Here is a 260-nt window from a genome sequence, read left to right as displayed (position 1 = left end):
AGCCACTCTTCGTATTCAGTGTAGTTACCATCAAAGAAGTTAAGTTGGCCTTCGTCGCGGTAATCGAAAATGTGTGTAGCAATACGGTCAAGGAACCAACGGTCATGCGAGATACACATTACACAACCTGGGAATTCTAAAATAGCATTCTCAAGAGCACGTAATGTTTCAACGTCCAAGTCATTAGTTGGCTCATCCAGAAGCACCACGTTGCCGCCTGCTTTTAACAGTTTAGCTAGGTGTAAACGGTTGCGCTCACC

1 pseudogene is annotated in these 260 nt (G+C 45.0%); it reads right to left on the bottom strand.

The window, feature by feature from the left end:
- Positions 1–260 (bottom strand): annotated as a pseudogene (locus SB765_RS30925) (energy-dependent translational throttle protein EttA); the annotation flags it as partial.

Origin of the sequence: Pseudomonas sp. SIMBA_067 (genome assembly GCF_046534675.1) — a bacterium.
Lineage (GTDB): Bacteria > Pseudomonadota > Gammaproteobacteria > Pseudomonadales > Pseudomonadaceae > Aquipseudomonas > Aquipseudomonas putida.
The sequence above is the reverse complement of the archived record's forward strand: the minus strand, read 5'-3'. Positions and strand labels throughout refer to the sequence as shown.